The 25,211-nt window shown below is 37.3% G+C and carries 32 protein-coding genes, 2 tRNA genes and 1 other RNA gene; 17 read left to right on the top strand and 18 right to left on the bottom strand.

Annotated elements, in window-relative coordinates; translation table 11 throughout:
- The first annotated feature begins 18 nt into the window (after positions 1-18).
- Positions 19-795, top strand: a complete 777-nt coding sequence (folE2, locus tag G415_RS0109100) for a GTP cyclohydrolase FolE2 (RefSeq protein ID WP_022671373.1) — start codon at positions 19-21, stop codon at positions 793-795.
- Position 796: 1 nt separating this feature from the next.
- On the opposite strand, the gene G415_RS0109095 is transcribed toward folE2, so the two are convergent.
- The gene (locus G415_RS0109095; RefSeq protein ID WP_022671372.1) at positions 797-1,966 is read right to left on the bottom strand and encodes a thiolase family protein; all 1,170 of its coding nucleotides are present in this window, start codon (positions 1,964-1,966) and stop codon (positions 797-799) included.
- Positions 1,967-2,139: 173 nt separating this feature from the next.
- Between G415_RS0109095 and sucC the strand changes: the two genes are divergently transcribed.
- The gene (sucC, locus tag G415_RS0109090) at positions 2,140-3,345 is read left to right on the top strand and encodes an ADP-forming succinate--CoA ligase subunit beta (RefSeq protein WP_022671371.1); all 1,206 of its coding nucleotides are present in this window, start codon (positions 2,140-2,142) and stop codon (positions 3,343-3,345) included.
- 3 nt (positions 3,346-3,348) lie between these two features.
- Positions 3,349-4,236 (top strand): succinate--CoA ligase subunit alpha, encoded by an 888-nt coding sequence (sucD, locus tag G415_RS0109085; protein WP_022671370.1) that lies wholly within the window; start codon positions 3,349-3,351, stop codon positions 4,234-4,236.
- Positions 4,237-4,251: 15 nt separating this feature from the next.
- Here sucD and G415_RS0109080 read toward each other — a convergent pair whose 3' ends face one another.
- From G415_RS0109080 to ssrA, 7 genes are all read right to left on the bottom strand, one after another.
- Entirely contained in the window at positions 4,252-4,707 is a 456-nt protein-coding gene (locus G415_RS0109080; RefSeq protein ID WP_022671369.1) for an RNase H family protein, read from the bottom strand.
- Positions 4,698-6,599: a ferrous iron transport protein B gene (gene feoB, locus G415_RS0109075; RefSeq protein ID WP_026939684.1), complete on the bottom strand. Its 1,902-nt coding sequence runs from the start codon at positions 6,597-6,599 to the stop codon at positions 4,698-4,700. Before feoB ends, G415_RS0109080 begins: the two co-directional genes overlap by 10 nt.
- Entirely contained in the window at positions 6,596-6,826 is a 231-nt protein-coding gene (locus G415_RS0109070; protein ID WP_162138545.1) for a FeoA family protein, read from the bottom strand. Before G415_RS0109070 ends, feoB begins: the two co-directional genes overlap by 4 nt.
- A 37-nt stretch (positions 6,827-6,863) precedes the next feature.
- The gene (locus G415_RS0109065) at positions 6,864-7,046 is read right to left on the bottom strand and encodes a DUF1049 domain-containing protein (RefSeq protein WP_026939682.1); all 183 of its coding nucleotides are present in this window, start codon (positions 7,044-7,046) and stop codon (positions 6,864-6,866) included.
- Entirely contained in the window at positions 7,046-7,993 is a 948-nt protein-coding gene (locus tag G415_RS0109060; RefSeq protein ID WP_081639374.1) for a methyltransferase domain-containing protein, read from the bottom strand. The genes G415_RS0109065 and G415_RS0109060 overlap by 1 nt, the downstream gene beginning before the upstream one ends.
- Positions 7,994-8,050: 57 nt before the next feature.
- The gene (locus tag G415_RS0109055) at positions 8,051-9,010 is read right to left on the bottom strand and encodes a glucosaminidase domain-containing protein (protein WP_081639373.1); all 960 of its coding nucleotides are present in this window, start codon (positions 9,008-9,010) and stop codon (positions 8,051-8,053) included.
- 58 nt (positions 9,011-9,068) lie between these two features.
- Positions 9,069-9,438, bottom strand: a transfer-messenger RNA (tmRNA) gene (gene ssrA, locus G415_RS11005).
- Positions 9,439-9,544: 106 nt separating this feature from the next.
- Between ssrA and G415_RS0109050 the strand changes: the two genes are divergently transcribed.
- Genes G415_RS0109050 through G415_RS0109040 form a run of 3 tightly spaced genes read left to right on the top strand, consistent with a single transcriptional unit; the run spans position 9,545 to position 11,041 of the window.
- On the top strand, positions 9,545-10,018 hold the full coding sequence (locus G415_RS0109050) for a DUF2726 domain-containing protein (RefSeq protein ID WP_022671366.1): 474 nt from the start codon (positions 9,545-9,547) through the stop codon (positions 10,016-10,018).
- Entirely contained in the window at positions 10,009-10,185 is a 177-nt protein-coding gene (locus tag G415_RS11000; protein ID WP_022671365.1) for a Trm112 family protein, read from the top strand. Before G415_RS0109050 ends, G415_RS11000 begins: the two co-directional genes overlap by 10 nt.
- Positions 10,178-11,041, top strand: a complete 864-nt coding sequence (locus G415_RS0109040) for a DMT family transporter (protein ID WP_022671364.1) — start codon at positions 10,178-10,180, stop codon at positions 11,039-11,041. Before G415_RS11000 ends, G415_RS0109040 begins: the two co-directional genes overlap by 8 nt.
- Here the strand turns inward: G415_RS0109040 and minE are convergent.
- Genes minE through G415_RS10910 form a run of 3 tightly spaced genes read right to left on the bottom strand, consistent with a single transcriptional unit; the run spans position 11,031 to position 12,747 of the window.
- Positions 11,031-11,273 (bottom strand): cell division topological specificity factor MinE, encoded by a 243-nt coding sequence (minE, locus tag G415_RS0109035; protein WP_022671363.1) that lies wholly within the window; start codon positions 11,271-11,273, stop codon positions 11,031-11,033. The genes G415_RS0109040 and minE overlap by 11 nt on opposite strands.
- A 3-nt stretch (positions 11,274-11,276) precedes the next feature.
- Complete coding sequence (gene minD / locus G415_RS0109030) at positions 11,277-12,071, bottom strand: septum site-determining protein MinD (protein ID WP_022671362.1); 795 nt, start codon at positions 12,069-12,071, stop codon at positions 11,277-11,279.
- Between the two features lie 10 nt (positions 12,072-12,081).
- Complete coding sequence (locus G415_RS10910; RefSeq protein ID WP_022671361.1) at positions 12,082-12,747, bottom strand: septum site-determining protein MinC; 666 nt, start codon at positions 12,745-12,747, stop codon at positions 12,082-12,084.
- A gap of 103 nt (positions 12,748-12,850) precedes the next feature.
- Between G415_RS10910 and G415_RS0109020 the strand changes: the two genes are divergently transcribed.
- Genes G415_RS0109020 through G415_RS0109010 form a run of 3 tightly spaced genes read left to right on the top strand, consistent with a single transcriptional unit; the run spans position 12,851 to position 14,660 of the window.
- Complete coding sequence (locus G415_RS0109020; RefSeq protein WP_022671360.1) at positions 12,851-13,240, top strand: secondary thiamine-phosphate synthase enzyme YjbQ; 390 nt, start codon at positions 12,851-12,853, stop codon at positions 13,238-13,240.
- 5 nt (positions 13,241-13,245) lie between these two features.
- The gene (locus G415_RS0109015; RefSeq protein WP_022671359.1) at positions 13,246-14,406 is read left to right on the top strand and encodes a cofactor-independent phosphoglycerate mutase; all 1,161 of its coding nucleotides are present in this window, start codon (positions 13,246-13,248) and stop codon (positions 14,404-14,406) included.
- A gap of 2 nt (positions 14,407-14,408) precedes the next feature.
- Positions 14,409-14,660 carry a hypothetical protein gene (locus G415_RS0109010; protein WP_022671358.1) on the top strand — a complete coding sequence of 84 codons (252 nt, stop codon included), beginning with the start codon at positions 14,409-14,411 and terminating at the stop codon, positions 14,658-14,660.
- On the opposite strand, the gene G415_RS0109005 is transcribed toward G415_RS0109010, so the two are convergent.
- Positions 14,649-15,926 carry an ArnT family glycosyltransferase gene (locus tag G415_RS0109005; RefSeq protein WP_022671357.1) on the bottom strand — a complete coding sequence of 426 codons (1,278 nt, stop codon included), beginning with the start codon at positions 15,924-15,926 and terminating at the stop codon, positions 14,649-14,651. The genes G415_RS0109010 and G415_RS0109005 overlap by 12 nt on opposite strands.
- Positions 15,927-15,993: 67 nt before the next feature.
- On the opposite strand from G415_RS0109005, the gene G415_RS0109000 reads away from it, so the two are divergent.
- From G415_RS0109000 to G415_RS0108965, 8 genes are all read left to right on the top strand, one after another.
- Positions 15,994-16,623: an endonuclease III domain-containing protein gene (locus tag G415_RS0109000; RefSeq protein WP_022671356.1), complete on the top strand. Its 630-nt coding sequence runs from the start codon at positions 15,994-15,996 to the stop codon at positions 16,621-16,623.
- Entirely contained in the window at positions 16,620-17,231 is a 612-nt protein-coding gene (coaE, locus tag G415_RS0108995; protein ID WP_022671355.1) for a dephospho-CoA kinase, read from the top strand. Before G415_RS0109000 ends, coaE begins: the two co-directional genes overlap by 4 nt.
- Positions 17,232-17,291: 60 nt before the next feature.
- Positions 17,292-18,374: an OmpA family protein gene (locus G415_RS10905; RefSeq protein ID WP_022671354.1), complete on the top strand. Its 1,083-nt coding sequence runs from the start codon at positions 17,292-17,294 to the stop codon at positions 18,372-18,374.
- A gap of 69 nt (positions 18,375-18,443) precedes the next feature.
- On the top strand, positions 18,444-19,739 hold the full coding sequence (locus G415_RS0108985) for a TolC family protein (RefSeq protein ID WP_022671353.1): 1,296 nt from the start codon (positions 18,444-18,446) through the stop codon (positions 19,737-19,739).
- The gene (locus G415_RS0108980) at positions 19,740-20,615 is read left to right on the top strand and encodes a DMT family transporter (RefSeq protein ID WP_022671352.1); all 876 of its coding nucleotides are present in this window, start codon (positions 19,740-19,742) and stop codon (positions 20,613-20,615) included.
- 58 nt (positions 20,616-20,673) lie between these two features.
- Positions 20,674-20,751: transfer RNA gene (locus tag G415_RS0108975), tRNA-Pro, on the top strand.
- 7 nt (positions 20,752-20,758) lie between these two features.
- Positions 20,759-20,835, top strand: a tRNA-Arg gene (locus G415_RS0108970).
- A 166-nt stretch (positions 20,836-21,001) separates the two neighbouring features.
- The gene (locus G415_RS0108965; protein ID WP_022671351.1) at positions 21,002-21,271 is read left to right on the top strand and encodes a hypothetical protein; all 270 of its coding nucleotides are present in this window, start codon (positions 21,002-21,004) and stop codon (positions 21,269-21,271) included.
- A gap of 6 nt (positions 21,272-21,277) precedes the next feature.
- Here G415_RS0108965 and G415_RS11110 read toward each other — a convergent pair whose 3' ends face one another.
- The 6 genes from G415_RS11110 to G415_RS0108935 form a co-directional block, all read right to left on the bottom strand.
- Positions 21,278-21,436 (bottom strand): hypothetical protein, encoded by a 159-nt coding sequence (locus tag G415_RS11110; protein ID WP_155825496.1) that lies wholly within the window; start codon positions 21,434-21,436, stop codon positions 21,278-21,280.
- 345 nt (positions 21,437-21,781) lie between these two features.
- The gene (locus G415_RS0108955; RefSeq protein WP_022671350.1) at positions 21,782-22,219 is read right to left on the bottom strand and encodes a hypothetical protein; all 438 of its coding nucleotides are present in this window, start codon (positions 22,217-22,219) and stop codon (positions 21,782-21,784) included.
- Between the two features lie 84 nt (positions 22,220-22,303).
- Positions 22,304-22,519: a hypothetical protein gene (locus G415_RS0108950; protein ID WP_022671349.1), complete on the bottom strand. Its 216-nt coding sequence runs from the start codon at positions 22,517-22,519 to the stop codon at positions 22,304-22,306.
- 319 nt (positions 22,520-22,838) lie between these two features.
- A complete protein-coding gene (locus G415_RS0108945; protein ID WP_026939679.1) occupies positions 22,839-23,975 on the bottom strand; it encodes a Fic family protein in 1,137 nt (378 codons plus the stop codon).
- A 157-nt stretch (positions 23,976-24,132) separates the two neighbouring features.
- Entirely contained in the window at positions 24,133-24,678 is a 546-nt protein-coding gene (locus G415_RS0108940; RefSeq protein WP_022671347.1) for a hypothetical protein, read from the bottom strand.
- Between the two features lie 77 nt (positions 24,679-24,755).
- Positions 24,756-25,205, bottom strand: a complete 450-nt coding sequence (locus G415_RS0108935; RefSeq protein WP_022671346.1) for a hypothetical protein — start codon at positions 25,203-25,205, stop codon at positions 24,756-24,758.
- Between the last annotated feature and the right edge of the window lie 6 nt (positions 25,206-25,211).

The raw sequence follows: 25,211 nt of genomic DNA, 5'->3' as shown, positions 1-25,211 counted from the left end.
AAATTACAATAGGCATGTATGAGCAACTTGGCAGATGTCCAATCGCAAAAGGACGAAAGAAACATACCAATAGACAAAGTCGGCGTAAAGAACCTTACATATCCTATAACGCTGCTTGATAAAACAAAACAGCATCAGCACACAATAGCAAAAATAAATATGTATGTTCTGCTTCCGAGTGATTTCAAAGGCACACACATGAGCAGATTTATAGAGATATTGAACGAAAATAGAGAGTGTATAGACATAAGAAAAATAGGAAAGATTCTAAGAGAGATGAGAGAAAGGCTAAATGCAAAAAAATCATATATAGAGCTAAACTTTCCTTACTTTATAGAAAAAGCAGCTCCAATAACAGGTATAAAATCATTAATGAGTTATGAGTGCGAAGTTAAAGCATGTGGCGATGAAAACAACAACGAAGAGATAACCTTAACCGTAAAAGTGCCTATAACAAGTCTATGCCCATGCTCAAAAGAGATAAGCGATTATGGAGCACACAATCAGCGTGGTATAGCAAAAATATCGGCGATTTTAAAAGAGTTTGTTTGGATAGAAGACCTAATAAATGTGGCGGAGTCTTCTGCAAGCTGCGACATTTATTCCCTTCTAAAAAGGCCAGACGAGAAGTATGTAACAGAAAAAGCATACAACAATCCCATGTTTGTTGAAGATATAGCAAGAAACATTACCCAAAAACTCCTTCAAGACAAACGCATCTCACACTTTGAGATAGAAGTCGAAAACTTTGAGAGTATTCATAATCACAACGCCTATGCGTTTATAAGCAGATAAATTACACTCTCTCAAACAGGGTTGCAACAGCTTCTCCGCCACCTATACACAAAGCCGCAATCCCGTATTTTGCGTTTCTTCTTCTCATCTCCCTTGTTAAAGAGACAACGAGTCTTGCTCCACTTGCTCCAAGCGGATGACCTAAAGACACAGCGCCACCGTTCACATTAACCCTGTCTATATCCAGTTTCAACTCTTCCAAAGCAGCAAGAACAACACAGGAGAAAGCTTCGTTTATTTCAAACAGGTCAATGTCATTTACATCAAGTCCTGTCTTTTTCAAAAGCTTCTCTATAGCTCCTATAGGAGCAAGCGGAAACAGTTTAGGGTCTAAACTAAACTCAGAATAAGCCACTACTTTTGCTATGGGCTCTAAACCAAATCTTTTTATTGCATCGTAGTCTGCCACGATAAACGCTGCTGCACCGTCTGAAATGGTCGATGCATTGGCTGCTGTTATTGTTCCATCTTCAACAAAAGCTGGCTTGAGCTTTGGTATCTTTTCAAAGTCAACCCTGAAGGGCTCTTCGTCTCTATCAACAACATTAACTCCCTTTCTTGAGCTTATTTCTATAGGCACAATCTCTTCTTTAAATACACCGTTTTCTGCTGAATGCTGAGCTCTTTTATAAGACAAAACAGCATAATCATCCTGTATTTTGCGTGTAATCTTTTTGGCTTTTGCGACCATCTCTGCAAGGTATCCCATATGCACATTATTATAGACATCCCACAAGCCGTCAAATATCATACCGTCAATAGCTCTTCCATCGCCCATTCTATAGCCAAACCGTGCCTTAGAAAGATAGTAAGGTGCATTGGACATACTCTCCATACCACCTGCTATTATTAGGCTGCTATCCTTTAATTTTATAGATTGAGCAGCAAGCATAAGAGACTTAAGACCACTTCCACACACCTTGTTGACGGTTAAAGCATTAACGCTATAAGGTAAACCAGATTTAATAATAACCTGTCTTGCTGGCGACTGTCCAACACCAGCCGATAAAACATTACCCATTATCAATCCATCAACATCTTCAATACCCGTTCTGCTTAGTATCTCTTTAACCACAAAAGAAGCAATCTCTGAAGCCGATAAAGAAGAGAGAGTTCCACCAAAACCCCCAAAAGGGCTCCTTAAAGGCTCAACAACAAAAACACCGTCCATCTTCAATCTCCTTTCCACACCGCTATTTTCAAATTATACTTCAAAAATAGACTACAAACAAAATATTATTAAAACAAATAGAAATATTCCATTGACTTTGGGTTGTTTTGGTGTTATTTTTAAAAATGGTTATAAGTTAACTTTTAGTTTACTTTTTATTTTGGAGGTTGTTGATGAAACTTCACGAATATCAGGCTAAAGAAGTCTTAGCCCAATACGGCATACCGGTGCCAGAAGGCAGGGTTGCCTATTTTCCTGACGATGCATGGATGGTATCGATGGAGTTGGGTTTGCCCGTTGTATTGAAGGCTCAGGTTTTAACAGGCGGAAGAGGTAAAGCAGGTGGCGTAAAAATCGCAAGGACGGCAGATGAAGCACGCCAGTATGCTCAAGAGCTGTTTGGCAAAAAACTGGTAACCAAACAGACAGGCCCAGAAGGTGTTGTAATCAGAAAACTGCTTGTTGAGAAGGCAGCAGACATAGAAAGAGAGATTTACTTCTCTATCGTAATTGATAGGACAACATCAAGACCAACAGTCATCGCATCAAAAAGAGGCGGCATGAGTATCGAAGAAGTGGCAGAAAAGTATCCAGAAGACATTATCAAAATCCCTATCGACCCTGTCGTCGGTTTCTTGCCTTATCAGATAAGAAGATTGAAATATGACCTTGACCTGATGGCTCAGGAAAAGGAAGCTGCAAAGCTCTTCAGTGCACTTTACAAGGTTTTTGTCGAAAAGGATTGCTCTCTTCTTGAATTAAACCCACTTGTTGTGTTGAAGTCTGGACACCTATTAGCCGTTGATGCAAAAATGGACATAGACGACAACGCCCTATATAGAAGAAAAGAGATAGCAAAAATGAGAGACTTAACGGAAGCTGACCCCGACGAGCTCGAAGCACGATTCTCAGGGCTAAACTTTATAAAACTGCAAGGTAATATCGGATGTATGGTTAACGGTGCTGGTCTTGCAATGACGACGATGGATGTCATTAAACTTGCTGGTGGAGAACCTGCAAACTTCTTGGATGTTGGTGGTGAAGCAACACCAGAAACCATAGCAAAAGGGTTTGAGATAATCACAAGAGACCCGAAGGTAAAAGCAATCTTCATTAATATCTTCGGTGGAATCGTCCGCTGCGACAAGGTTGCAAACGGCATTATCCAAGCATTAAAAACCGTTAAAGTAAATATTCCTGTTGTAATAAGACTGACTGGTATGAACAGAGAAGAAGGCATGGAAATACTTAAAAAAGCATCATTTAAGTTCTATGTAGCTAACGACTTGAAAGAAGCAGCAAAAATGGTCTCCGAACTTGCAAAGGGTGGCGCAGTGGAGAAAGAGAAAAACCAAAAAGAAGAGAAAAAGGAGAAGTAATAAATGGCTGTATGTGTATATAGAACAAGCAGGGTTTTAGTGCAGGGTATAACAGGTAAGGAAGGCAGCTATCATGCAAAAGCCTGCAAAGAGTATGGAACAAAAATTGTGGCAGGTGTAACGCCAGGCAAAGGTGGACAAGAAGTTGATGGGATTCCTGTATTTAATACAGTTGAAGAAGCCGTAAAAGAGACTCATCCAAATGTTAGCCTAATATTTGTTCCACCGCCATTTGCAGCAGATGCAATTTTAGAAGCCGTTGGAAGTGGCATAAAAACAATCGTGTGTATAACAGAAGGCATTCCTGTTCTTGACATGGTAAAGGTTAAAAGGGTTATAGAGAAAGAAGGTGTTACGTTAATAGGTCCTAACTGTCCGGGAATTATAACACCTGGTGCAACAAAGATAGGCATAATGCCTGGACACATATTTACCCGTGGAAGCATAGGCATAATCTCAAGAAGTGGAACGCTTCTATATGAGACGGCAGACCAGATAACAAAAGCTGGATTGGGTCAGTCCACATGCGTGGGAATTGGTGGTGACCCAATAGTTGGAACAGATTACATCTTCTGGCTTAAGAAATTCGAAGAAGACCCGGAAACAGAAGCCGTTATGATGGTTGGAGAAATCGGTGGTAACGCAGAAGAGAGAGCAGCAGAATTTATCAAAAAAGGCGGAATAAGAAAACCTGTCTTTGCTTTCATAGCAGGAAGAACAGCACCACCAGGAAGAAGAATGGGGCATGCTGGTGCTATAATAATGGGCAAACACGGAACAGCAGAATCTAAATACAGGGCTTTACAAGAAGCTGGGGTCTATACAATAGAAAATCCGGGATACATTGGCGAGACAATAGCTAAGGTTTTAAAAGAGAAAGCCATAATTTAGTCCAGAAGGCGACATTTAGTCGCCTTCTTTTTTCTGCTTAATGTAAAGTTGAGCTGCCTTTCTTGCAAGACTATCTGCTATCTGATTACCCTTATTGCCACGATGGGATTTAACTACATACCAATCTATAGGAAGCAAAGAGACATAGTGAAGAAGTGTGGAGATATTCTTTCTGTTTTTTAAGGATGTCTTTGACCTGAACGAGAATTTTCCTTTGTTTTCAAACTCTTTAACAACTTTAACAACATAATCACAATCCGTATAGAAGCTGACCTTTTCTATATCGTCAAAGTAATAGTCTAAATACTCAAGTGCTTTAAGAACGGCTAAAAATTCAACAGATACAGAATCTTTACAACTGCAGGCACCAGAAAACTTTATACTCTTCTTATCAACAATAATATATACACCCCAGCCTCCTATCTTAAGATTACTATAACAACTCCCGTCTGTATAAACCTTTATATCCATATACTCATTGCTATTTTAACAACAAAGGCAAGAAGAGATGCAAGGAAAAATGTGGCGGCTGTTATAACAAGAGAATTCTTTAATCCCACTTCCTTTTTTATAGCAGCTATCGTTGCAAGGCAGGGAACATAGAATATAACAAAAACCGTAAAGACAAGCATCTGCTCTTTACTCATAACAGAAGAGAGTTGATTTAGGCCTGCAACACCGAGTGCCTGATAAAGCATAAGAAGAGTTAACTCTTTTTTTAGAATACCAAAAATCAATACAACGCCAACGGCAGCTGGCAAACCCAAAAAACCTTCAAGAAACGGCTTAAACAAATCATTTATGTAAGGCGTAAGATGATAATAATCGATTAATGTAAGAACAACGCTGCCGCCTATCAGCATAGGAACAGCAAGATAGATAAAGTCTTTAATCTTGTGCCATGTCTTTAAAAGAAGCGTTTTAACTGTTGGAAGTCTATAGGGTGGAATGTCTATTATCATCTCTGGACTCATGCCTGGTAAGAGTCTTTTTAAAACCATACCTGTAAAGAAAATCACAACGATATTAAAGATGTAAAGTGCTATAGCATACCAATAACCCAAAAAATAACCAACAAGACCCATAATAACAGTGGTTCTTGCAGAGCATGGCACCAAAGACGCCAAAAATGCAGAGATAAACTTCTCTTTTTTGCTCTTTAAAATCCTTGTTGCCATAATCGCTGGAACACTGCAACCATAACCAGATACAAACGGTATAACACTTGTGCCGTGAAGACCCATCTTATGCATTAAAGAGTCCATTAAAAAACCAATTCGTGGTAGATATCCGATATCTTCAAGCAGAGAGATAAGAAACAGAAACGGTAACAGATAGGGAAAAGCTATGCCAAACGCCGCACCTACCCCATCAACAACGCCTTTAACTATAGAAAAAACGAGTCTATTTGACGAAAGAACTTCAGCAAGATAACTATCAACCTTGTCAAATACTCCAACTATAAAACCTTCAACAGGAACGCCACCTGTAAACACAATATAGAAAATCGAATAGAAAATAAGCACCATAAAGATATAACCAAAAAACGGATGAAGCAGAAAAGCATCAAGTCTTGTCTCTATGCTTTTTTCTTTAATCTTTTTTACCTTTGCCACTTTCTCAAATATATCCATACATAAAGCATGTCTCTCCTGAACTATAACAAGGCCATCCCTTAAGGCATACTTTGCTTGCTTTAGTCTATCAAAGCAATCTGTCTGCTCTTCTATCACCTTTTCGCACGGTTTAAAACCTTCTATAGCCTTTATAGCAAGCATCTTGTAAGGCCATCTGCTCTTTAGATTGCTCTTTTCTATACAGTCTGCAACAATTGATATATACTTCTCAACATCCTTTGAATAGACACATCTCTTTCGTGGTTTTTGGGCGTTCTTTACGGCATTTAGAAGGTTTTTTATCCCTTTGCCCTTCTTAGCTATAACAGGAATAACCCTTACACCCAACACATCCTCAAGCTTTTTCACATTTATAACAATACCTTTACGGTATGCTTCATCCATCATATTGAGTGCAACAACCATCGGTTTTTCAAGCGACATAAGTTCAATAGTCAACTCAATACTTCGTGCAAGCGTTGATGCATCAAGAATATTAACTATAACATCAAAATCCATAGAAAATAGAGCTTTTACAGTCTCTTTCTCTGCATCATCATACCAGCTTAAAGAGTATGTGCCGGGAAGGTCGAAGACTTCAACTATCTCATCATCTATGTATGTCTGCCCTTTTGTATATTCAACAGTCGCACCAGGGAAATTGGCAGATAAGCTCTTATAACCCGCTATTTGGTTAAATAGAGTGCTTTTGCCACAATTCGGTTGGCCAACAAATGCAACCTTCATCCTGCTTCCCTAATGATTATCCTGTTGGCTATTCCTCTGCCTACAACAATATCAACGCCATTGACTTCAATCATCAAAGGCCCACGCATGGGAGCTTTTCTCTTTATCGTTAAAACAACGCCGGGTATTATGCCCAGCTTCCACAGTCTATCCTTAGCTATACATCCACCTTCTACGGCTTCTACAAGATAGCTCTTCTCTGGCAATCCATCAGTCAATCTCATCATGACTTCCATTATAATAATCTCACTTTGTTAGTCAAGTCTAATTTTCTTCCCGACTCCTTTTAATCTCTTTTTCCAGCCTTTTAAGTCTTCTATTTATACTCATTATGCCAAAAGGCACATAAACCCACAAACCTACTATGAACACAACAATTACGATTAAGACAATAGTCTCAACAATAGAGATTGTATTAACAAAAGATTTCTGCAGTATCTCCAACACTATTTAACACCCAAAACAGCGACAAATCCGCCTTCTGAAAATCCTTCCTTGTATGGTTGTGATTCTTTTATCTCTTTTATACTGTCTGCAAACAGCGTCTGATATACACCTTCTATCTCAAAACCCACTTCCTTCATCATATCAATTAGCTCTTTAGTCGAAAAGAAGTTCACATTCTTATAAAACTCGCCCTTCTCTTTCTTTCTTAAATACTCTTTTCCTATTGCTGTCTCCCTATCAACAATGGCAACAATCGTCTTACCGTCCTTCTTTAAAATCCTGTAAACTTCTTTAAGGGACTTCATAGGCTCTTTTACAAAGCAGATTGTAACAGCCATCAAAACAAAATCATACTCTTCATCTAATATGGGCAGATTTTCGGCAAATCCGGGATAGACTTTTATGCCTCTCTCTTGGGCAATTTTTGACATACTATCGGAAGGTTCGACACCTTCCTTTATACCCAAAGGATAGGCAAATCTACCGCTTCCAACACCTATTTCAATGGCTCTGTCCCACTTTGGCATAATACTCTTAAGCATATTGATTTCACTCTCATATACAGCAGGATACTTATCAAACCAATCTTCATACTTATCCGTGCATCTCTCAAACACATCTATGTTTTTCTTGGCATCAAGATAATACTTTACCGCATCATATATATCTTCTGCACTAACAAGCAGCGTTCTTACCTTTAGCTTCTCAGTCAGCTTTTTTCTTGACTTCTGACCCATGTTCTTACCCACAAATGTTGAAACATCGCTTAAAAACTCTTTAACCTTAAACGGGTCATCATGATGTTTATCCTTTGAGAATGGGTTTTCTCTCTGCTCTATAAGATTGCCCTCTTCATCAAAGATACTATAAAAGGGAGATACACCAAAATGACCAGACCATAGACTCTTTTTGTCTTTTGCCGTTGCTACTGCTATAAGGTTTCCCATTTGTATACCCCCTTTTTTTTGGGAGCATTCTAATACAATTGAATTAACAAGGCAAGGTTATTGTAGAGAGTAAGAGCCTGCTGAAGTCTCTGCAACAACACCGGCAGGTGAGAGTTTATCAAATGCAGTCAAATCGTTTGATGCTATTATCTGTTGAATTAGTTTTGTGTACTCTTTTCTCTTCGTTGAATACATTGTCAAATACTCGGCAAGCTTGTAAGGGTTTGGATAATCACCCATTCTATAACGCGCTTCCCTAAAACGCTTATAAGCAGCGCTTCTGTCTAAATTTAGAACATAGCAGACCGTTGCATCGTATAAACTTTTAAATCTTCTTACAATGTCGTTGGGCTTTGGGTGTTTTTTGTGTATGCCATAGATGTTGTTGTAATAGATGGCAAATCTCGAACTGCCCCACCCTGATTCTATACCAGCTTGAGCTATAAGTAAACTTATCGGCACACTGCCAGATTTTTTAACAAGCTCATTAATCGTTTTACATCTGTATCTCTTATAGCCGTATTCAAGCAACTCCTTTTCAACGAAAGTAAGCTCTTTGTGAGAATCAATCTTAGCCTTTATCTTTTCAAAAAGTGCATGCTCTCTGTCAAACTGCTGTTTCACGGTTAAAGCTATAGGAAGCATAACCTTTATAAAGAGTTTTTTTCTTTCTGCTGCGGGAAGCTTTGCAAAGTCCTTAGGAAGGCTTTTTAAGAGATACGGCTCAACGCCAAAGGGATAAGACTTGTAATAATCATAAATTGCCAATCTCTCTTTGAGCTGCTCAACATTTTTCACACTATAGAGAATAACGCCGTTTTTAAGCGCATATCTCTCCTGCCCAAAAGCAAGAAGGGCTATTCCAGCTATAAAAGCTATGGCAAACAGAATGATAAATATTACAGCCAAAATGTTCGTCTTGGGTTTTAAAACAAGCCTGTCGTTCTTTCTCATACCGTCGCTAAATATACACCTAAACATCTCTTCGTCAAGCAAAACGGCTAAAAAAATAACCAAAATAAAAAGAGAGTTAGTTTAATCACGATATATGTTAACTTTTTAGATTGTTTTTTTCTGGTGGAGACGGCGGGATTTGAACCCGCGTCCGGGCGTGCGTCACACCCAAGGGCTTTTACATGCTTAGTTCCCTTTTTGGTTTAGCGTCTGTGGCGTAAGGAAAAAGGGAACAAAACCTTACACCTGACGCACCCGATTGAATAGAAAGGCTACCGCATCGGGCGGACGATAGCCTTCGGTGCTTTAACTCTAAAGGCTTTCTGCAACCTAAAGCACCAAAAGGTGCAGAAGCCTGCTGCTTTTATCTTAAGCAGCTAAAGCGTAATCAGCGTCTGCGTTTCTTTTTCCCTGCCAGTTTTACGAGCGGGCAGGAGCTCGGCATGACCCTTGGATGCTAAAACACCCCGTCGAACCCAAATTTCGTCCCCAATAACAGGCAAAGTGTTAATTTAATCAATTTTAGCAAAAAATCAACCCTTGCTTATTGATTAAAACAAAAAATTAGCCTATTATTGGACAAGTATGTGGTTGATTGTGATAGTTTCACTCATTATCCTTGTTATAGTCTATTACTTCATCACAAAGAATTACAGCATAAAGGCAAAAGATGACTTTGATGTCTATAAAACAAAGGATTTTCTTCTAAACAAAACAGAGAAAATAGCATACGACAGGATACTGCACTTTTTTAAGGAGCAGAAAAAACCTTTCACAATCTTGCCAAAGGTTAGACTCACAGATTTTATTTGGACACCAAAGGAGAACAGAAACGCATATCTAAGAATTCAAACAAAATTTGTCGATTTTCTTATTCTCTCATTTCCACAACTGCAACCCAAACTTGCCATCTTCATAGTCAACCCAGAAAACAAGGCAAAGATGCAATCCTTAAACATAATAGAACCAACACTAAGATCTGCAGGCATAAAGCTGATAAAAATAGAGCCAAAAGAGATTTTTGAAGATGAGCTAATAGAAAAAATCAAGGAGGGTCTAAAATGGCTATAAGTAAAGAGCTTTTAAAAATCATAGCATGTCCAAAGTGCAAAGGAGACCTTAAGCTGAGCGAAGATGAGAAGTTTTTAATCTGTGAAAATTGTAAACTTAAGTATCCCATTGAAGATGATATACCTATCCTAATAGTTGACGAAGCCTTAAAACTGGAAAATGAGTAAATCACTACTCTATGCCCTGCTCTGCGTTGTTCTGTGGGCATTTATACCCGTTGCATCAAAAGAAGCTCTAAAAAATCTCAATAATTTTTCCTTTCTGTTTTTTTCAAACCTGATATCGGCAGCGGTTATGTTTATTTATCTTCTCTCTCAAAGAAAATCATTAAAACTCAACTCGCCAACGGAGTATGCTTTTTTAACATTCTTGGGTTTTCTTGGAAGTTTTGCTTATTATGTATTGCTTTACAAAGCATTTAGTCTATCAACGGCTCAGGAAATTTTCATAATAAACTACAGCTGGCCAATCCTGATTGTTGCCTTAAGTATACCTATACTCAAGGAGAGTATCTCAGCAGTAAAGATAGTCTCAATACTTGTAAGCTTTTTTGGTGTCCTTATTATAGCATCAAAAGGCAACCCATTCAAACTGAACTTTACAAGTATAACAGGTGATATGTTGTCTTTTGCTGGTGCTTTGTGTTTTGCCCTTTTCTCTGTGCTTGGCAAGAAAAACAAAACAGACCCAGAAGTTGCAGTATTCTACTATTTTCTTTCTGCTTCTGTGTTTTCTCTATTCACCCTGCCACTCTTTAGAATTGAAAGCCTTGATACAAATACACTCTTCTGGACATTTATAAATGGAGCCTTCATAAACGGTATATCCTATATATTCTGGTTTAAAGCATTGAAAAGCGGAGAAACTTCCCTTATTTCAAATACGGTTTATCTTACACCTTTTGTCTCTTTGGTATTTATCTCTATCTTTTTGGGTGAGAAGATACACTTCTATAGCCTTTTTGCGCTTCTGTTCATCGTTGGCGGAATTTTGCTCCAAAGCTTTAAGAGATTTACTTATTGATAGGTATATTTATCTCTAAAATCTCAATAGCGTTATCCTTCTGAAGCTTCACATCTATCTGGTCTGGGTCTATCTCAACATACTTCGCTATAACCTTTATTAAATCCTTTCTCAAATCATCAAGAAAAGGCGCCTTGTTTGAGACTCTTTCGTGAGCTAATATGATTTGAAGTCTCTCTTTTGCCTGTTCAGCAGAACTCTTTCTCTTCTTTCTAAAAAAATCCAACAGCATAGCCTATTCCTTAAAAAAGCTTATTATTTTTTCAAACAACCCTTTTTTCTCAACTATCTCCATAAACGGAACATCCTTGCCCAGAATCCTTTGAACGATATTCTTATACGCCTTACCCGATTGGGAGTTCGGATGCAATATGGAAGGCTCTCCAATGTTTGTATAGCTTACAATATTTTCATCTTCTGGCACAACACCTATCAAAGGAATACTCAAAACCTGAAGCACATCGTCTTTACTCATCATATCGCCCTTTTTGACGAGTGTTGGATTGACACGGTTGATTATCAAACTCATCTCTTTTTTGTTGTTTGCTTCCAGAATCCCTATAACTCTATCCGCATCTCTTACGGCGGATATCTCTGGTGTTGTAACTATTATCACTTCATCTGCAGGCAACATGGCGTTTCTAAACCCGCCTTCTATACCGGCTGGCGAATCAAGCAGAATAAAGTCAAACTCCTTTTTCAATTCATCAGTAAGCTCTATCACCTGTTCTGGTTTGACAGCGGATTTATCCCTTGTCTGAGCTGCAGCTATAAGATACAGATTGTCCGTCCTTTTATCCTTTATTAGAGCTTGCTTAATCTTGCATGCCTTTTCAACAACATTAACAACATCATACACAATCCTGTTTTCAAGTCCTAAAATCATATCAAGATTTCTAAGGCCAATATCCAAATCAATAGCAACAACCTTTTTACCAAGCAATGCAAGACCAAGTGCCAAGTTCGCCGTTGTCGTCGATTTTCCAACACCGCCCTTACCCGATGTTATCGTAAGAACCTTCCCTGCCATACTTTTACTCCTATTTAGAATTTATCCACTCATCATAAGGCGTTATAACTATAGCTCCATCTTCAACATGCGCAACTTCAGGTACGACATTCTTCCTTTTTTTAAGGAGCACATTCTCTTCTGGAGAGCGTGTTATATAATCACCAATGCGTATCTGCGGTGGGTTTAAATCAAACGCAAAGATTATAGCATCGTTATCACCACCGTATCCTGCATGTGGCACACCGTAAAGCTTACCCAAAACAAAGATATTACCCGTTGCATAGATATAAGAGTTCGAATTAACATTACCAGCTATAACCAAATCGCCGTTTGCCTTTATCGACTGGCCACTTCTTAGATTACCTTTGAATGTTGACACTTCCTTTTCGCTGGTCTCATTTACAAGATGCAAATCAGAAAGCTCTATAACCGGCAGGCTTATATCTAAACCCTTTTTGCTTTCTGAAACAATAGCGCTTATAGGAATCTCTTTATCCTTCAAAAAAGAGACAAGCTCTTCAGCCAAATGTTTGTTCGTATCGTCAAGCTTAAGCGTTATTATCGAGTTTTTCATGTATTGGCTTGAAACGGCAAGAAGGCTCTCTATCTCTTTAAATATATTCTCCTTATCTGAGCCTTTAATCTCTATCTCAAAACCTAAAAAGTTTTTTCCTTTAATCGAAACCTTACCCATTGCTTGGTTAAATATCAAATAATCTGGTATAATTCAAGAGATAAATTTTGACTTATTGGCAATTTTACAATAAATTTTAAAAAAGTAAGAAGGAGAGAACATCATGATAAGAAAAAGCATAAGAACAAGCACAAGAAAGGAAGCTATAGAGATAACAAGCATGGTTGAAGAAGAGATTAAAGGCATCAAGAACGGTATAGCTATAATCTATGTTCCGCACACAACGGCAGGTGTTATAATAAACGAAGCGTTTGACCCTGCTGTTGCAGAAGACATACTAAACGAGCTCTCTCGATTAATTCCATACTCCGACAAATACAAACATTTAGAAGGCAATGCCGATGCACACATTCAGGCAACATTAACGGGAAGCAGCGTGATGATACCTATCGAGAGTGGAAGGCTTCTTCTTGGCAGATGGCAAGGAGTATTCTTCATGGAGTTTGATGGGCCAAGAAACAGAGAATTCTATATCAAGGTTATAAAGGAGTAAAAGTGATGAAATATTTGATTTTGCTTGGCGATGGTATGGCAGATTGGCCAATTGATGAGCTAAACGGTAAGACACCGCTTGAATATGCAGACACAAAGAATATGGACATAATCGCATCAGGCATAAAGGGTATGGTTAAAACCGTGCCAGAAGGCATGCATCCTGGAAGTGATGTTGCAAATATGAGTGTTTTGGGCTATGACCCAAAGATGTATTACACAGGCAGGGCACCACTTGAAGCAATCAGTCAGGATATAGAGATGAAGGATAGCGATGTTGCATACAGGTGCAACTTTGTAAACATAGAAAACGGCATAATGAAGGACTTTTCTGCAGACCATATTCCAACAGATAAAGCAAAGCAACTAATAGAACTTTTAAACAAAAAGATAAATGAAGAAGGAATAGAGTTCTTTGCAGGCGTAAGCTATAGAAACTTAATGATTTGGAGAGATGGCATAGAAGACAAAAAAACAACACCGCCACACGATATATCAGACAAACCGATAGATGATTATCTGCCAAATGGCGCAGCAAAAGAGAAACTAAGGGAGATAATGAGAAAAGCAGGTGAAGTTTTAAAAGATAATACCATTCACAAAGAAGCAAATGCCATCTGGCTGTGGGGGGAAGGCAAAAAACCATCAATGCCACTATTTAAGGATAAGTTCAACAAAGATGGTTGCATGATAAGTGCTGTTGACCTTATGGTAGGATTGGGTAAATTAACAGGGCTTTTTGTCCCGCAGATTGAAGGACTTACAGGCTTTTTGGATACAAACTTCGAAGGCAAAATAAATGCGGCGTTTGAGTTTTTGAAAGACGGCAGCGATTTTGTATATCTTCATGTGGAAGCAACAGATGAAACAGGACACATGGGCGATGTAAACAAAAAAATAGAAGCAATAGAGCTGTTTGACAAAAAGATAGTGGGTGAAGCAATAAAAATGGCAGATGAGTTTGAAGACGGATTAAAGATTGCAGTCCTGCCAGACCATCCGACACCGATAAAGATAAAAACCCACACAGACGAACCTGTGCCTTTTGCTGTGTGGCATTCAAAAATGCCAAAAAAATCCGATAGTTATAATGAGAACTCCTGCAAAAATGGAGTTTTCATAGAGAAGGGAGACATGTTTATATCTAAAATGTTGTTTGGAGATTAGTCATGGTCGGACCGATAGACTTACAAAATGTTATATTGAACGCAACAGCCCAAAGTCAGCTAAACCAGAACCCTTTGGCTCAAGCCGCTGCAGCAGATGCTTTCAAAGGCTTGATAGAGAAAAAGGAGAAAGAAGAGAAAACAACAAAGGTTGAAGAGAGCGAGAACCACCCACACAACACGATTAACAAAGACAAAGAAGAGCAGAAAAAAAGGGCAAAGTCCAAAGAAGGACATATAGACTTAAGGGCTTAATCTTTCTATTACACAATCATTGCCCTTTTTTTCTATAACAACGGAAGGTTTCGACATCATACTGCGGATGCATGAGAAGTTCAAATAACTCATCTCTAACTGATTCAATCCTTTAAATATGGCTGAGCCGTTTATCCGTTTTAACTCATCACATATTTTAAAACAGGCTTTGGCTTCCTTGGGCGGATGATGAAACGATTTGGGATAAAACATCACAGCAGCCAAAAAACCAAAAGTTATAACAATAAAACCAACAAAAACATACTTCTCTATATTCAATCTGACAACCGAATATGCAGCAAAAAGAGACGCCATTGGATAAAGATAGTAAAGATAGCGTGTAAACTTCTCCTTAGGGATATCTATTGCAATAAAAACAACAACAAGATAAACAAGAACAAGTATCCATAATCTGTCTTTTTTAAACAACTTATCTTTGAAGGTAAGAAACAACCCAATAAGAAAGAAGGGTAATCCAGGCAAAAAGCGTGAAAGCAATCTTTTAAAGTAAAACAGCTGACTTCTAACAGTGCCTTCGGAAAGCTCGCCTGTTATTCTATGGAGTATCTGTTTATTTATAAAAACATCAAAGAAATAAGGGTCAGTTAAAAGTTTATAAACATACCACCAACCGCCTACCACTGCAGCAATAAACAGACCTAAGAAAAACTTTCCAGAAACAAACTCATATTCCTTTACAAAAAGTTTATACAAAATAAAAGACACAATACCAAAAAACGCTATAGGCCCTTTTGTCAATATACCCAATCCAAGGGCAACACCAGAGAGTATATATCTCTTTTTTAAAAGCAGATAGAGATTTAAAAGAATAAAAAATGTTATTACGCTTTCCATTCTTACTATGCTTGTAAGCCTTATCACATGAAAATTAACTATAAAAAATAGGGAAGCCAGCAAACTTGTATTTCTATTTTTAAACAACTCTAAAGCCAGCAGATAAACAAGGATAGCATCAAAAATACCAAAAAGAGCAATAGGAATCCGAGCTGCAAAAGCCGAAACCCCAAAAATTTCAAAAGATAGAGCTATCAACCAGAAATAAAATGGTGGCTTTTTCAAGTAAGGATAACCATTTAGGTAAAGGTTCAGCCAATCATTACTTTGAACGATATGTTTTGCTATAGTTGCATGATTTAAAGAGTCTCCATTAATAAAAGGCTCAAAAGCCCTTCCGAGAAAAAACAGAAAACCCAAAATGAATATAATAAGAATAGACTTTCTATGCTCTTTAAATGCTCCAAACATACCGGCAAATTATATACAAATAGCTTTGTCTTGCAAAAAGATTTAAGCTTAAATATATTTTTACAAGATGGAAAATAGAATAGAGAAAATTTATCGCAAACTATTTGACTTTTATGGGCAGCAACATTGGTGGCCTGCCCAGACAAAAGAAGAGATAATAATAGGAGCCATTCTCACTCAAAACACTGCATGGAAAAATGTTGAAAAAGCCATACAAAATCTAAAAGCAACAGACTCATGCAATCTAAATGCCATCTTCTATATGGACATAGAAAGATTAAAAGATGCAATCAAACCTGCTGGCTTTTTTAATCAGAAAAGCATTTATCTTAAAAACATAAGCCGCTTTTTTAAAGAAGAAGGCGGAATCGAGAGACTCTTTAGCTTTTCAACCGAAGAGTTGCGTAAAAAACTGCTCAGTGTTAAGGGTATTGGTAAAGAGACGGCAGACTCAATCCTGCTTTATGCATTTGAAAGGCCAATATTTGTAATAGACGCATACACAAAAAGATTGGCAGAAAGACATAAACTATCAAAAAAGCTGGATTATGACTGTTTACAGAAACTATTTATGGACAACCTTCCAAAGGATTATAAGCTATTCAACGAGTATCATGCTCTAATCGTAAAGAATGCAAAAGAGTTTTGCAGAAAGAAACCAGATTGCGAAAATTGTCCACTTAGGGAACTGTTATGAAGTTTATAGGGCTTACTGGCTCAATAGCAACAGGCAAAAGCACAGTGGCAAAGATATTTGAAGAGTTTGGCTGTTATGTCATAGATGCAGATAAGCTGGTTCATAAGATTTATGAAAAGGGCGAAGAAGGATACAAAAGGGTTGTTGAAGCTTTTGGAAATGCGATTTTATATGAGAATAGAAACATAGATAGAAAGAAATTGGCAGAGATAGTTCTAAAAGATAAAGAACAACTTAAAAAGCTTGAGTCGATAGTTCATCCTATAGTTGAAAGAAAAAGAAACGAAATCTTAAGTAAAATAGCAAAAAGCAAAAAAGATGCAATTGTCATATACGATGTTCCGCTTCTGTTTGAGAAGGATATGCAGAGCATGTTTGATTGCGTAATTGTCGTATGGACAGACAGAGAGACGCAGATTAAACGACTAATGAAGAGAAACAATTTATCAAAAGAAGAAGCAGAAAAGAGAATAAATCTTCAGATGTCAATAGATAAAAAAAGAGAGCTGGCAGATATAGTGATAGACAATTCAAAGGATTTGGACTACACAAAAAAGCAGGTTTTATCTATAATCCAAGATATAAAACAGAATAAGTTATGCACATAAGATTTGACAAAAATCATCTAAAATTATAACTAAAATCAAAACCCAAAGAAGGAGGAAATTATGAAACGATTTGTCTTGGTTGTATTGATTTTGCTCACACTCTCTTTTTATACAAAAGCAGATGAACTTATAACGGGAGCAAACAAAACCTTCATACCTGCAGATAAAATATTATTCGAAAACAATTTTTCTAAATGCCCTGTTGGAGAGCCACCTTCTAATTTTGATAAAGTCATAGGAGCAGGAGAGTGTGTAAAATACAACAATCAGATATGGTTAGCACCATCGACAAATAGCGATTTCAGGGTATATAAAAAACTTTTCTTGGGAAGAGACGAGTTCTCAATAGAGTTCGACTACTTACCCTATCAGAAAATGGATGGTGCAGTTGGGCCAAAACTCATCTTTAGATTTTTAGAAAGCAGAGGTTCAGCCTGGGATAAAGCAAAACCACCTTATGATATCCAGATAGCAGGCTACTACAACAGATGCGGATTTTACCTTGAAAACATAGGCAAAATAGGAGAGATAAAAAACTGCTTTAGAAAAAGAGTTCATGTCGCTATTCAAGTTAGAAGACATCAGTTAAGAATATACGCCAATGGAAAAAGACTTATATCCGCTCCATTTAATTTAACAGACAACGAGCAAATAAGCGGGTTTGAGTTTATGTTTGTTGAAGATACAAACAGATACGGCGAATTGATAAGCAACATAAAAGTCGGCAAATACTCAAAAAAGGAAGAGAAACCATCGCCAGAAAAAGTAGGGATAAGCGTTGAAAAAACAAAAGAAGGCACAAAGCTGACTATACCAGAAAAGGTTTTATTTGATTTCAATAAGTTTTTCCTAAAAGAAAAAGCCAAAAAAGCCCTACATGTCGTGGCAGAGTTTTTAAAAGAGCAACCAAACAAGAAAATTCTTATCATCGGTTATACAGACAATATAGGTTCTGATACTTATAATTTAAAACTTTCGCTTCAGAGAGCACAAAGCGTGGCAGATTACTTAATCTATGTCGAAGGGATAGACAAAAACAGAATCAAAATCGAAGGAAAAGGTAAATCAAACCCAATAGCACCAAACACAACAGAAGAAGGAAGGGCAAAGAATAGACGGGTTGAGATAGTGATACTTGATTGAGTTAACCCTTTAAATAGTTGCAAATGAAACTATTTTCTTGTAAACTCCCTTCGTAAGGAGGGAGAAGAAATGAAAAAAGTCGCTATTTTTCTGATTATTTTCCTTATTCTTTTTAAACAACAATCACTATCAAAAACCTTAACACTCAATCAAGTTGTCAAAAGGGCCATAAGCAATAACTATCTGATAAAGATACAAAAAGAGAATTTAGAAGCTGCTCGATACAGCTATCTATCTTCTGTTTCAGACATGTTCCCAAAAATAGACTTCTCTTACAATTACACTCATCTTAAAGATAAGCCCTACACAGTATCAATGGGAAGAAAAACCATTATTGGAGATAGAAATAAAGTTGAGTGGTTTTTAAGGCTATCCCAACCCATATTCACAGGATTTGCCCTATCAACGGCGAAAGAGATAGCAAAATTAGGTATAGATTTAAATAAGATTTACGAAAAAGAAGCTATACTGGATGTTGCCTTAGATGCAAAGATAGCATATTTCAATATATTGCTTTTAGAAAAAAGACTCATGGTTGCCCAAGAAACCGTAAAACAACTCAAAGCACACCTAACTGATGCTAAACAGTTTTACAAAGAGCAGATAATACCGCTAAACGACCTTCTAAAGTCAAAGGTTGCATTGGCAGATGCCATACAAAACCAGACAAAAGCCCAAAACGCACTAAAGTTGGCAAAATCAAGGCTAAACACAATATTAACAAACAGCATAGATTCCGATTTTTCAGTTGAAGACATCAAAAATATCGAGATAGGAAAAATACCAAACATAGAGAAACTCTATCAAAAAGCCTTATCAAATAGACCACTAATTGCTGCATTAAAGATTCAAATTCAACAGGCAAAGCTAAATACAAAGCTTGCAGCAAGCAGTTACTATCCACACATAAGCGTTTTTGGAGAGTATCAGCAAAAAGGAAGGGATGTACTTGCAAGTAAAAACAATTTTGGCAATCAGCACAACGCAATGATTGGCATTCAGATAAACTGGCAGATTTTTGACTCATTCAAAACACACTACGATATAGAGTCAGCAGAACACAAAGTATTTGCATTAAACCAACGACTAAACGAAGCAAAACAGCAGGTAAAATTAAGCGTAAAACAGGCGTATTTAGACCTTCAAACAGCAATAGAGAATATAAAAACAGCAAAGGTTGCTTTAAAAGAAGCAAAGGAAAATTACAGAATCACAGACATCAGATATAAAAATCAATTAGCAACTTCAACTGATGTGTTAGATGCAAGAACCTATCTAACACAGGCAGAAATGAACTATTACACTGCCTTGTACGGATATTACATCGCTAAAGCTAAACTCAGAAGGGCTTTAGGAGAATACTAATTGAGCTATTACGCTCTATTTCTTGTTATATTTTCAGCCTTAATGCATGCAACATACAATTTCACATTTAAGAAAAGCAAGATAAAAACCATATATCTGTGGAGCATGTTCTCTGTATCAATCGTAATTATGACAATACTCGCCACTTTTAGAAAAGGCTTCATATCGACAGATACAAAAACAATTGGACTTGCTTCTGCTGCGGCTGTTTTCTTTAGCCTTTATCAAATATACACAGGCAAAGCTTACGCTTTAGCAAAAGGCGATTTATCTATGGTTTATCCATTAAGTATAACAGCACCACTCTATATACCATTTCTGGCATATTTTCTAATTGGTGAAAGAATAGGCATAAGAGTGTTCATAGGCATAGTTTTAGCCCTACTTGGAACATACACAATTCAGTTAAATACACAACTCTCAAACTTCAGGTTTAAGAAGCTCTCACTAAAAGAGAAACATATACCCTATGCACTATTTGCAGGTTTTATCTACTCGTTTGGCTCAATAATAGACAAAATAGGCGTCGGAAAAGACAAATTTTTTATTTATACCTACTGGGTTGTTATATTCATGTTTATATATATGACAGTAAATATATTAAAGAATGCAGAGTTAAAAGAGAAAATCTTTTACTGCTATAGAAACTCTTTACCTGCAGTTATAGCCGGTGGCGTTATACTTACACTCTCTTTTCTCTCCTACAGATACGCAATGGAGATGGCAAAAATCAGCGCTGTTGCAGGAGTAAGGCAGATAAGCTCACTGTTCGGTGTGCTAATGGGAATATTTATACTGAAAGAACCTTACGGTAAACTAAGATTTATAGCAAGCTTGCTTATAGTCATAGGTGTTATTTTGATAAAAATGGGATAAAAAATTTCAATTTTTTAGTTGAATTCGCCATTAAATTGTGATAATAATTGAACGCCAACGGGGTGTAGCGCAGTTTGGTTAGCGCACCTGCCTTGGGAGCAGGGGGTCGGTGGTTCAAATCCACTCACCCCGACCATGAAAGCGCGCCCGTAGCTCAGCTGGATAGAGCAACGGACTTCTAATCCGTGGGTCAGAGGTTCGAATCCTCTCGGGCGCGCCATCTAAAGCCTTTTATGATGCCGTTTAGGGCAACAAGCCTTAAACGGCTTTTTTGGTATTGGAAGTTTCCTGTTGGAAACATATTGGAAGTTTTTGTTTTTATAGGAAAAACTTGATTTTCTTTGTTCTTGTAGTATATTTTTCTAAAAAAGATTAGGAGATTGGCTATGGGCAGAAGAAAAAAAGAAGGAACACTGGTTGTGAGCATAAGAATGCCAACTTATCTGTATGAATTTTTCCGTAAACAAGCTGCAAAGAAAGACTCAACCATAAATTCTGTAATTGTTTCCTTTTTGGAAAGTTGTGCTTGCGCTAAAGAAAAAAAGGAACTTTTACAATCATACAAAGAGTGGTTAGAGGAGGAATATAAGAAAAAACTCGCCCGAAAGTTAGAAAAAAAAGGATTAACAAATGAAGAAGATGAAGATGACCTGTAATTGCTTTTATTCCCACGCTCTTGAGTAATTCCTACCCGCAAATAGAGAACCAAGCCCTGTAAACTGTTTTAGCCTTAATATCTCGTCTTTCCCTTTTCCAAGCTCTTCTGCTATGCGTTTATCACTCCAGCCAGAAAAGTAAAGTTTTTCCACTATTTTAGCCATAGGAAATATCTCGCGAGTGCTTCTTGCTTTGTTATGCCGCTATTCTTTTATCTATAACAACAAAGGCAGATAGCCTTTTACCCTCTCTCTAACCTCTTTTGACTCTTTGCCAACTTATAAAAGTAAAAAAGAGTTTATCATTGCAAAAGCTAAACATTTTCTCCCTTAACCTGTTTCTTGTTTTTCTTCACTCTCACCCCCCTTTCTTTCTCTATAAACTACTTCTTGTGCCCACTAAATATTTCTTCCTCAACCCTTATGGTTGTTTTGAGCATCTAAAATTTTCATGGAAATAAGACCAATCAGAGTGTTTTTCGATGTTTTTATCGAATTTAAAAAACCTGGTCATAAAACCCCGCATTTTCCTATGGTTGTCTTTCTGATTTGGGCATTTCTAAGCTTCTTCTCTTTCTGTTTTTTTCTTTGAGTTATCCACGACTCATCAGAGACGGTTTCAGGGGATAGGCCCTTTGTTTCTTTTCTGACACCTGTTATCTCTTCCAACATCCTGAGTGTGTAATAGGTATCTCTGTTAACAGCCCGTTTTTGTATTTTCCTCTGAACCCGAATGAACCTAAACCTTTTAACCATCTCCCTGTTTTTGCAAATCTCCTCATCTGGATACCAGACTGCTTTATGTCTGTTTGGGTTCAAAGGGCATATAGAAGCTGAGCAGGTGTTAAATCTTGGGCATTTTGAACAATCAACCTGCCCGAGAAGTGGGGTTTTAGGGACTGTCTCTCTTTCTTCGATGTTTTTATCGTCTGAGATGAGCTTGGTCATAAAACCCCCTGTTTTCCTATAGTTGTCTTTTTGTAAAGCACGTGTCTGCCCCTCACAGAGAAAACGAATTAGAGCCTTCTACTTTCAGGCATTAGATTTTGAATAAACTCTGTTTTTTCTCGAAAGCTTGTTTTGCTCGACAAGCTCATAGAACTTCTCTACATCGAGTAAAATGCGACCACCTATTTTGCTGAACATTTCTGGGTATTTTCCTTTTACAGCCCATCTGTAAAAAGTTTTTGGGTTAAATGGGATACCTGCTTTCTCAAAATCTTCTTTTGTCAACTGAATATACCTCATGTTATCCTCCTTTCACTTTGTGTTTGTAAGAAACCTGTATTCCTTTTTCCTACGTTTAGTAACCTGTATCTCTATATATATGGCAGAGGTTGTCACAAAAATTTCCAAAAGGGGTATATAGAAATCAAAGAAGGGACAAGGTTTGCTTTAAAACAAAATAAAAAGCAAACAAAAACAAAAAACAAACGGCCGTATATTTAAAAAACAAACCGTCAAACAAACAAAAATGCCCCTCACGGGGCAGGCGGGCTGAAAGCGGGGTTAAGGGAAAGGACAACAAAAAAGCCCGCACGAGGCGGGCTAAGCTATAACAGACATCTTATTTAGAAAAAGCTTTTAAGTATTCCCTAAAAACAAAAACCCTGTTTCTTCTGTAACCTGTAATCTCTTTTAGTATTCCTAAATCCATAAAGGACTTTATGATGTCGCTTGCTGCTTTAGGAGATAAACCTAAAGCCTCTTGAACATCTTTTGATGTAATTACAGGCTGAGAGAAAAGGTGCTGAAGTAATTTTAACCCGTTTTTTGCTCTCTTACCCATTGAGAGTATCTTTTCTTTCTCTATTCTGTTCTTCAAAGCTATTATCTCTTTCAGAGTTGTAATAGATTCACTGGAAGTCTCAACAACCCCCTCAAGAAAGAACTTAACCCACCCTGCTAAATTATTGTTTTTTCTTACAGAGTCTAAATTTTGATAGTAAAGCAGACGATTTCTTTCAAAAAAGGCAGACAGATAAAGCAGAGGCTTTTCCAAAATGCCATTAGCAACAAGGTAAAGAGTTATGAGGAGTCTTCCAACTCTTCCATTGCCGTCTAAAAACGGGTGTATGGTTTCAAACTGATAGTGAGCTATAGCTATTTTTATCAAATGTGGCAGTCCTAACTCACCGTTATTGAGAAAATTCTCAAGGTCTGAGATGAGCTTTGGTATCTCAGTATGAACAGGTGGAATAAACACTGCATCGTGTATGGTAGCTCCACCTATCCAGTTTTGGGATTTTCTAAATTCCCCTGGAGATTTATTCTCTCCTCTGACAGAAGAGAGAAGTATTTTGTGAATCTCTTTTATTAGCCTTGCAGATATGGGAAGTGTTTTTAGTCTGTCTATAGCATAATTCATGGCTTTTACATAGTTATTTACTTCTCTCCAATCGTCTCGTCTATCTGGTTCTATATCTTTCTCATCACTTAAAGCTTCTTCCATGTTAGTTTGCGTTCCTTCTATCTTGCTTGATACAACAGCTTCCTTATAGACAAGCATCTTTATGAACATATCTACATCTGGGACAAGGTTGGCAAAAGAATTTAACTCACCTAACTCAAAAGAGGCTTTCTCTAACAACTCGTTTATTGTTGGGTCTTTCCAATAAAAAACTCTGTTTATCGGTGAAGGTAAAAAGTATTCATAATCATTGATTTTCTTGTATTCTCCAGCCTTAAAGTGTTCTAAATCTATTGGTTGCATTACACCCTCCACTTTATATTTTACTTTAGCACAGAAAAGTATAATATGCAAAGTTATGTTTTACTTTGGAAGTTGAAAGTAAAATAAAAAACCCGCACAAGGCGGGCTGGAAGTTCAATCAAAACTTTAATATACGATTAGGCCATAACTACAGCAGTCCAAACATTTTCAAGACCTTCGCAACTTTTGCATCTTCTTTGGAAAGCTCTTGCAATGCTTTTATTAGACGGGAGTCTGTCTCAACTTTCCTGACAGATGCGTCAATAAGGCTTTTTCTATCCCAGAAAACAAGCCCTATAACGGTCGCAATGAGAACAGCGAAAACTCCCATTGCACCTACTATCAAATTGCTAATGGTATTTAACCTATTATTCATATCATCAAATCTTTTGTTCACACTTCTGTTCAGGTCATCAAATCTTCTATTTACATCATCAAACCTTCTGTTTATATCACCAAATCTTCTATTTATATCATCGAACCTCTTATTCACATCATCAAATCTTTTATTTATGTCGTTAAACCTTATCTCCATCTCTTTCTGTAAAGCTTTCTGTCCTTCTTCAAGTTTTGTTAGTTTCTCCACTATTTCCCTATCCGTTAGACCCAATGTCTTTTGATATGCAAAAGATGAAGACATAAACGCAAACATCAAAAATATGACTACACCAACGAAAACCGATAGCCTTTTCATTTTCTACCCCTCCTCTATAACATTTTAGACAAAAAACAAATATTGACAACAAAAAACCCGCACAAGGCGGGCTAAAGTCATGCTGCTTTTCTGTATCTCTCACTAATCTCTCTGATAAACTCAACCATCTCTTCATTTGTAAGAACCTTTCTGCTGCCAAATACATCTTTCATCTCCTCATCCCAAAGCCACCCGTTGAAGGTTAGCTCCCATCTGCCGTCTCTGTAGATATACTTTGCAAAATCTTCATCATCAATTTTCGATTCAAACACCAACTCTCCATAAGGAGACAACTCGATGTTGAGATTTGTAGGGTTCTCTTTGATAGTTTTTTCAATAAGACTGTAACCATCGATTTCCCAAGTATCTTCAATTTTTATCGTGAGCTTATCACTAACAGGAGTCTTTAGAAATTCGTATGTTCTTACAAACCTGTCGCCGTTTCTATAAACTTTGTATGAACCAAAACAGTCATAGTCTTTTTCTACGATTACATAGTCCTTTAATGTCTCTATTCTCTCTAACATTTTGCA

Origin of the sequence: Hippea alviniae EP5-r (genome assembly GCF_000420385.1) — a bacterium.
Lineage (GTDB): Bacteria > Campylobacterota_A > Desulfurellia > Desulfurellales > Hippeaceae > Hippea > Hippea alviniae.
This window is presented reverse-complemented; position numbering and strand designations above follow the sequence as displayed.